This window comes from Aeromicrobium sp. (genome assembly GCF_025965075.1).
Lineage (GTDB): Bacteria > Actinomycetota > Actinomycetes > Propionibacteriales > Nocardioidaceae > Aeromicrobium.
In genome coordinates this window covers 1-6,436 of the sequence record NZ_JAOPXQ010000261.1, presented here as the reverse complement: position 1 = coordinate 6,436, position 6,436 = coordinate 1, and the positions used below count along the sequence as shown (strand labels likewise).

7 protein-coding genes and 1 pseudogene are annotated in these 6,436 nt (G+C 70.9%); 6 read left to right on the top strand and 2 right to left on the bottom strand.

Features of this window, described 5'->3' with window-relative positions:
- Positions 1–71: 71 nt before the first annotated feature.
- From JWQ91_RS15440 to JWQ91_RS15420, 5 genes are read left to right on the top strand one after another with little or no spacing between them, the layout of a single operon-like run.
- Entirely contained in the window at positions 72–824 is a 753-nt protein-coding gene (locus JWQ91_RS15440) for an SDR family NAD(P)-dependent oxidoreductase (protein ID WP_297786124.1), read from the top strand.
- A gap of 12 nt (positions 825–836) precedes the next feature.
- Positions 837–2,021 carry an L-2-hydroxyglutarate oxidase gene (gene lhgO / locus JWQ91_RS15435; protein WP_297786121.1) on the top strand — a complete coding sequence of 395 codons (1,185 nt, stop codon included), beginning with the start codon at positions 837–839 and terminating at the stop codon, positions 2,019–2,021.
- The gene (locus tag JWQ91_RS15430) at positions 2,002–2,778 is read left to right on the top strand and encodes a sulfite exporter TauE/SafE family protein (protein ID WP_297786119.1); all 777 of its coding nucleotides are present in this window, start codon (positions 2,002–2,004) and stop codon (positions 2,776–2,778) included. Before lhgO ends, JWQ91_RS15430 begins: the two co-directional genes overlap by 20 nt.
- 34 nt (positions 2,779–2,812) lie before the next feature.
- The gene (locus JWQ91_RS15425) at positions 2,813–3,574 is read left to right on the top strand and encodes an SGNH/GDSL hydrolase family protein (RefSeq protein ID WP_297786116.1); all 762 of its coding nucleotides are present in this window, start codon (positions 2,813–2,815) and stop codon (positions 3,572–3,574) included.
- A gap of 9 nt (positions 3,575–3,583) precedes the next feature.
- Positions 3,584–4,009 (top strand): hypothetical protein, encoded by a 426-nt coding sequence (locus JWQ91_RS15420; protein WP_297786113.1) that lies wholly within the window; start codon positions 3,584–3,586, stop codon positions 4,007–4,009.
- Positions 4,010–4,090: 81 nt separating this feature from the next.
- Here the strand turns inward: JWQ91_RS15420 and JWQ91_RS15415 are convergent, their stop codons facing one another.
- Entirely contained in the window at positions 4,091–5,350 is a 1,260-nt protein-coding gene (locus tag JWQ91_RS15415) for an isochorismate synthase (protein WP_297786110.1), read from the bottom strand.
- A 124-nt stretch (positions 5,351–5,474) separates the two neighbouring features.
- Between JWQ91_RS15415 and JWQ91_RS15410 the strand changes: the two genes are divergently transcribed.
- A complete protein-coding gene (locus JWQ91_RS15410) occupies positions 5,475–6,173 on the top strand; it encodes a demethylmenaquinone methyltransferase (RefSeq protein WP_297786107.1) in 699 nt (232 codons plus the stop codon).
- 15 nt (positions 6,174–6,188) lie between these two features.
- On the opposite strand, the pseudogene JWQ91_RS15405 reads toward JWQ91_RS15410, so the two are convergent.
- A pseudogene (locus JWQ91_RS15405) lies at positions 6,189–6,436 on the bottom strand (hypothetical protein); the annotation flags it as partial.

Sequence of the window (6,436 nt, the reverse complement as noted above, 5' to 3'; positions counted from 1 at the left end):
CGCCGCGCCCATGCGCCCGCTCGCCATGCCTCTGCGCGACTGACCTCACCATGCTTGTTGACAGGGGGACCATGAGCTCGCCGTCCGTCCTCATCACGGGGGCTGCCATCGGAATCGGTGCTGCATGCGCGGACGCCTTCGCCCGAGCAGGCCACCGCATCGTGCTGACCGATGTGCTCGAAGATGAGGGGGAGCGGCGCGCTGCCTCCCTCCGCGAGCAGGGGCACGACGCTCAGTTCCGGGCCCTCGACGTCACCGACTCCGCCCAGGTACGAGCTGTCGTGCGTGAGACCGAAGGGCAGGGCTTCGACGCAGTCGTGGCCAACGCCGGGATCGCGCGACGGCGCCGGTTCAAGGACCTGACCGATGAGGAGTGGAGCCACACGCTCGACGTCAATCTGCTGGGCGAGATGCGAGTGTTTCGGGCGGTAGTGCCAGCCATGATGCGTCGCGGTTCCGGCTCTCTGGTCGCCCTGTCGTCGATCAGCGGGTCGACGTACGGGTGGGACGAGCATGCCCACTACTCCGCCGCCAAGGCCGGAGTCATCGGGATGGCGCGGGCGCTTGCGGTCGAGCTCGGACCGCACGGCATCCGCGCAAATGCCGTGGCGCCGGGCCTGATCCGCACGGCCCAGTCATTGCACCCAGAGCACTCGATGGGCGAGGTGGGGCTCCAGGCTGCCGTGTCATCCGTTCCCCTGGGCCGCATCGGGGAGCCGGCCGAGGTCGCTGACGTCGTGGCCTTTCTCGTGTCCGACGCTGCACGCTACGTCTCGGGTCAAGTCATCGTGGTCGACGGTGGCCTCGTCGTCCGCCAAGGGTAGGAGAGCAGCAACATGAGTAGTCACGTCATCGTCATCGGAGCCGGCATAGTCGGTCTTGCCACCGCGCACGAGCTGTCGTCGCGAGGCCACCACGTCACGGTCGTCGACAAGGAGAAGCATGTCGCGGCCCATCAGACCGGGCACAACTCCGGTGTCATTCACTCGGGGCTGTACTACGCACCGGGGTCGTTGAAGGCCACCATGGGCACCGCGGGTGCGGCCTCGATGCTGGAGTTCGCCCGACGACACGGCGTCACGGTCGACCGCTGCGGCAAGCTGGTCGTCGCGACCCACGACTCCCAGCTGCCGGCGCTCCAGGAACTGCTCCGTCGCGGTGCAGCCAACGGCGTGCCATGCCGTCGGGTCGACGCCTCGGAGGCACGGCAGATCGAGCCGCACGTGGAGTGCCGTGCAGGTGCCCACGTGGAGTCGACGGCGGTCGTCGACTACGTCGGAGTGTGCCGCGCGCTGGCCGACCTCGTCGTCGAATCGGGCGGCGACCTGCTTCTGGGACACGAGGTCGAGGAGATCGTGCCGTCGAGCACCGGTGTCGTCGTCAGGACGTCGGCCGGCGTCCTGAGCGCCGACCACCTGGTCAACTGCGCGGGACTACACAGTGACCGCATCGCCCGGATGGCGGGCGTCGACCCACAGGTCCGCATCGTGCCGTTTCGTGGCGAGTACTTCGAGCTCACTCCGCAGGCCACGCACCTGGTACGTGGTCTCGTCTATCCCGTGCCCGATCCGGATTTGCCGTTCCTCGGCGTCCACCTGACACGCATGTTCGACGGAACGGTGCACGCCGGCCCGAACGCAGTGCTGGCGCTGGCCCGGGAGGGATACACGTGGGGCACGGTACGTCCGCGCGATGTCGCAGATGCGCTCCGCTGGCCCGGCACCTGGCGGTTGGGACGACAGTGGTGGCGGACGGGGGTGCAGGAGGTCGCTCGGTCGGTCTCCCGTCGGCGGTTCCTGAAGAGTCTGCAGACCCTGGTGCCGGAGCTGACGCTGTCCGACATCGTCCCGACCCATGCCGGTGTGCGTGCCCAGGCGATCGACCGCTCGGGTGCCATGGTCGACGACTTCCTGCTGCGGCGTGGCCCGCGCCAGCTCCACGTGCTGAATGCGCCGTCGCCGGCCGCAACTGCGGCCCTCGAGATCGCCCGCCACCTCGCGGATGAGCTCGTCGCCAGCTGACGTGGAGCAAACCTGGTGGTTCCTGGTGCTAGCCGGCATCGGTGCGGGTCTGTGTGGATCCGTTGCAGGCCTCGCATCGCTCGTCTCCTACCCGGCACTGCTGATGACCGGCCTGTCTCCGGTCGTCGCCAACGTCACGAACACCACGGCTCTGCTCGCCAATGCCGCCGGCGCGGGGATCAGTTCGCGGCGTGAGCTGCGCGGGCAGGGCAGGCGCCTGACAGTGCTGGCGGCGCAGATGACATGTGGCGGCCTTGCTGGCGCTGCGCTGCTCCTGGTCGCGCCACCGGAGGTCTTCGCGGCGGTCGTCCCATGGCTCGTCGCGCTGGGCTCGGTGCTGCTGCTGGGTCGTGACCGGCTTCGGCGTGCGGCGAGCCGGCGTTCGGCACGGCGCACACGCCCGTCGCGGTCATGGCCCGGCCACCTGGCGATGGTCGGCGTCGGGGTCTACGGCGGTTACTTCGGCGCGGGCGCCGGGGTCATATTGCTGGCCGTCCTGTCGCTGCGCAGCGTCGAGACCCTCGCGGTCAGCAATGCCGTCAAGAACGTCGGCATGGGGATGGCAAATCTCGCAGCCGCCGTCGCCTATCTGCTCGTGGGCCATGTCGACGTGCCGGTGGCCGCGCTGCTCGGCCTCGGGGCGTTCGTAGGGGGCTGGTGCGGGCCGTGGGTCGTCCGGTGGCTGCCCGAGGGTCCGCTCAGGGCTGCGGTCGGGATCTGCGGTCTGGGGCTTGCGGTCTCCCTCGCGCTCGGATGAGCTGAGCCGCGGATTGACTCGCTAGCCTTGGCGGGTGACCTTCTCCCGCTACGTCGCGCTCGGCGACTCGTTCACCGAGGGTGTCGGTGACCCCGACCCGGCGCTTCCCAACGGCGTACGCGGCTGGGCCGACCGGGTCGCCGCGGTGCTCGACCACGACGACTTCTCCTATGCCAATCTGGCGATCCGCGGCCGCAAGCTCCTGCCGATCGTCGCCGAGCAGGTCGAGCCCGCGCTGGCGATGAAGCCCGACCTGGTCACGATCTATGCGGGGGCCAACGACGTCCTGCGCCCGCGGGTCGACATCGACGGGATCGTGGCGGCCCTGGACGTGGCGATCGGCCGACTCACCGACGCCGGCGCGCGCGTCGTGATGTTCACGGCGTACGACCCCGGCGGCTCGCCGATCTTCGGGGCACTGCGCGGACGCTTCGCGATCTACAACGAGCTGGTCCGCCAGGTCGCCGAGCGGCACGGGGCGACGCTGGTCGACTTCTGGCGGCTGCGCGACTACCGCGACGACCGGATGTGGGACGTCGACCGGATGCACATGTCCGCGGCCGGGCACCAGCGGATGGCCGTGGCGGTCCTGGATGCCCTGGGCGTCGCGCACGGGCTCGTCGTCCCCGAGCTGGGGGACCGGCCGCAGGTCTCGGCCCGCGAGCGGCGGGAGGCCAATCTCGAGTGGGCCCGGGCGCATGCCGGGCCGTGGGTCAAGCGCCGGCTGACCGGTACGTCGTCGGGCGACTCGCTGAGCCCGCGCTGGCCGACCCTGTCTCCCGTCACGGGCAGCTGAGGAGTCGTCGTGCGTCTGCCGAAGCTCGGGCCCAGGCTGGCGCCACCGCCGACGGACCTCGCCGAGGACTCGATGGAGCGGCTCAACGAGTTCCTCCGCATGACGGCCGGCGAGAAGATCGTCAACACCCGGCGGCTGCTGTGGCTGGCGGTCGTGTTCGCCGGCCCGCTCAGGCTCAAGGACGACCACTCGCCGAAGTCGACGGGCGAGACGATCCTGCTCCGGCCGCACACCGTCGTGATGACCCCGCAACAGCACGTCGGTGTCGCGAAGGTCAACTACTACCTCACCGAGCTCAACGAGGGCCGCTCGATCAAGCCGGCCCGCATCACCGACATCGGCCAGGGCCACGGCTGGTGGCACCTCGACGGACTCCACCGGTTGCTGGCCGCCCGCATCCTGGGCCAGGGCCTCGACGCCTCGATCTGGCGCTGACCCACGCACCGCTGGGAGTGACGTTTGCGCCCCCGATCGCCGCGATCCGGGGCGCAAACGTCACTCCCAGCGGTGCGGGAGTCAGGTCTGGGGGGTGAGGGCGTCGCGGACCGGGATGAGCTTGGCGTTGGACTCGGCCAGCTCGTCGGCGGGCACGGAGTCGGCCACGATGCCGCAGCCCGCGAACAGGCGCACGGTCCGGCCGTCGCCCTCGACCTGGGCGGATCGCAGCCCGATGCCCCACTCGCCGTCGCCGGACGCACCGATCCAGCCGACCGGGCCGGCGTAGCGGCCGCGGTCGAGCATCTCGATCTCCCGGATCAGCGCGACCGCCTCGGCGGTCGGGGTGCCGCCCACGGCGGCGGACGGGTGCAGGGACGCGGCGAGCGTCAGCGCGCTGGCCCCGTTCTTCATGACGCCCGTGACGTCGGTCGCCAGGTGCATGACATTGGGCAGGTGCAGGACGAACGGGGCCTCCGGCACGTTCATGCTGGTGCAGTGCGGCGCGAGGGCGTCGGCGACCGACCGCACGGCGTACTCGTGCTCCTCGAGGTCCTTGCTCGACCGGGCGAGCGAGCCGGCGAGCGCCAGGTCGTGCGTGTCGTCGCCGGTGCGGCGGATCGTGCCGGCCAGGACCCGTGACGTGACGAGGCCGCGCTCGAGCCGGACCAGCATCTCGGGGGTCGACCCGAAGAAGCCGTCGACGTGGAACGTCCAGCAGCTCGGGTAGTCCCCGGCGAGCCGGGTCAGGGGAGCGCGTACGTCGAGCGGCTCGTCGACCGTCGCGACCAGGTCCCGGGCCAGCACGACCTTGTCGAGGGAGCCGGCCTCGATGCGCCGCACGGCCTCGGCGACCAGCCCCTGCCAGGTCAGGCTGTCGACGGGGCCGTCGGCGAATGCCGTGCCGACGGGCTGCTGCGGGGTCCCGGCGGCGCGGATCTCGGGCAGCGAGGGGATGCCGAGGCCGATGACGGTGACCCAGGAGACTCCGTCACGCCGTCCGACGACGATCTCGGGGACCACGAGCGCGCTGCCCTCGGCATCGTCGGTGAAGGCGAAGGAGCCGAACGCGACGAGGCCCGATCCGGGGACGTCGACGTCGTCGCGCACGACGGCGTGCCGGGCGAGCTCGCTCCACCACGTGGAGGCGTCGGCGAATCGTCCGCTGCCGGACGTGCGCAGCTCCGCCGCGCGGCCCCAGCCGACCAGGCCGTCACCGCCGTGGACCCACACGAGGGAGTCCTCGCGAGGCAGGAGGGCCAGCAGCTCGCCGGGATCCTCGATCGGTGCCGATCGGACCACCAGCGGTCCGATCTCCGCGACGACGGCAGAGTTGCTCACAACGTACGAGCCTACTGGGGGGCTCGTCGCGGTGCTCGGGATGTGACGAGTCAGACGTGCGGACGGACCGTGGGACGCCCGACCTGGCGCGGCACCCCAGGCGTTCTGGCCGTAGGCTGCTGCGGTGAGCAGAGCCGGTTTGGACAAGCAGCCCCACGACGTCGCGAAGATGTTCGACGGGGTCGCCGAGAAGTACGACCTGACCAACGACGTGCTCTCCGTCGGCCAGGACCGTCGCTGGCGCAAGCGGGTCGTCGACCTCGTCGCGCCGCGTCCCGGCGAGACGATCCTCGACCTCGCCGCCGGCACCGGCACGTCGAGCCAGCCGTTCGCCGACGCCGGCGCCACCGTCGTGCCGTGCGACTTCTCGATCGGCATGCTCGAGGTCGGCAAGCGCGAACGTCCGGCCCTCGCGTTCACTGCGGGCGACGGCACGCTGCTGCCGTTCGGCGACGAGACCTTCGACGCCGTGACGATCTCGTTCGGGCTGCGCAACATCGTCGACCCCATCGCGGGTCTCCGCGAGCTCCTGCGGGTGACCAAGCCGGGCGGCCGGGTCGTGGTGTGCGAGTTCAGCACACCGACGTGGAGCCCGTTCGCGGCCATCTACGGCAACTACCTGATGCGCGCGCTGCCCAGCATCGCCCGCAAGGTGTCCTCCAACCCCGAGTCCTACGTCTACCTGGCCGAGTCGATCCGCGAGTGGCCGGACCAGAAGGGCCTCGCGATGCGGATGGTCGAGGCCGGCTGGGGCCGCGTCGAGTGGCACAACCTCTCGGGTGGCATCGTTGCCCTGCACCACTCGGTCAAGCCGGCGCGCTGACCTGCGGCTCGCGGATCACCGGTCGGGTGAGGCGCCCCGAGCGAGGCACTCCGAGCACAGGCCGACCATCGGGAAGTGACCGAACCACGGTCGGTAGCCGATCGTCCGCTCGATGACGTCGCGGGCCTCGTCGAGCGCGTCCGGGGCCAGTGACACGGCCTTGCCGCACGACTCGCACCAGGCGTACTCGCGCTCCCCGGCCCGCGCCAGCTCGTAGAGCCCCGGCCCGTGACCGAGGTGCACGTGCCGGACCAGGCCGACCT

Bases quoted from the DNA above. Each gene is read 5' to 3' on its own strand.
- lhgO (WP_297786121.1), top strand. From the start codon at position 837: ATGAGTAGTCACGTCATCGTCATCGGAGCCGGCATAGTCGGTCTTGCC.
- JWQ91_RS15430 (WP_297786119.1), top strand. From the start codon at position 2,002: ATGAGCTCGTCGCCAGCTGACGTGGAGCAAACCTGGTGGTTCCTGGTG.
- JWQ91_RS15440 (WP_297786124.1), top strand. From the start codon at position 72: ATGAGCTCGCCGTCCGTCCTCATCACGGGGGCTGCCATCGGAATCGGT.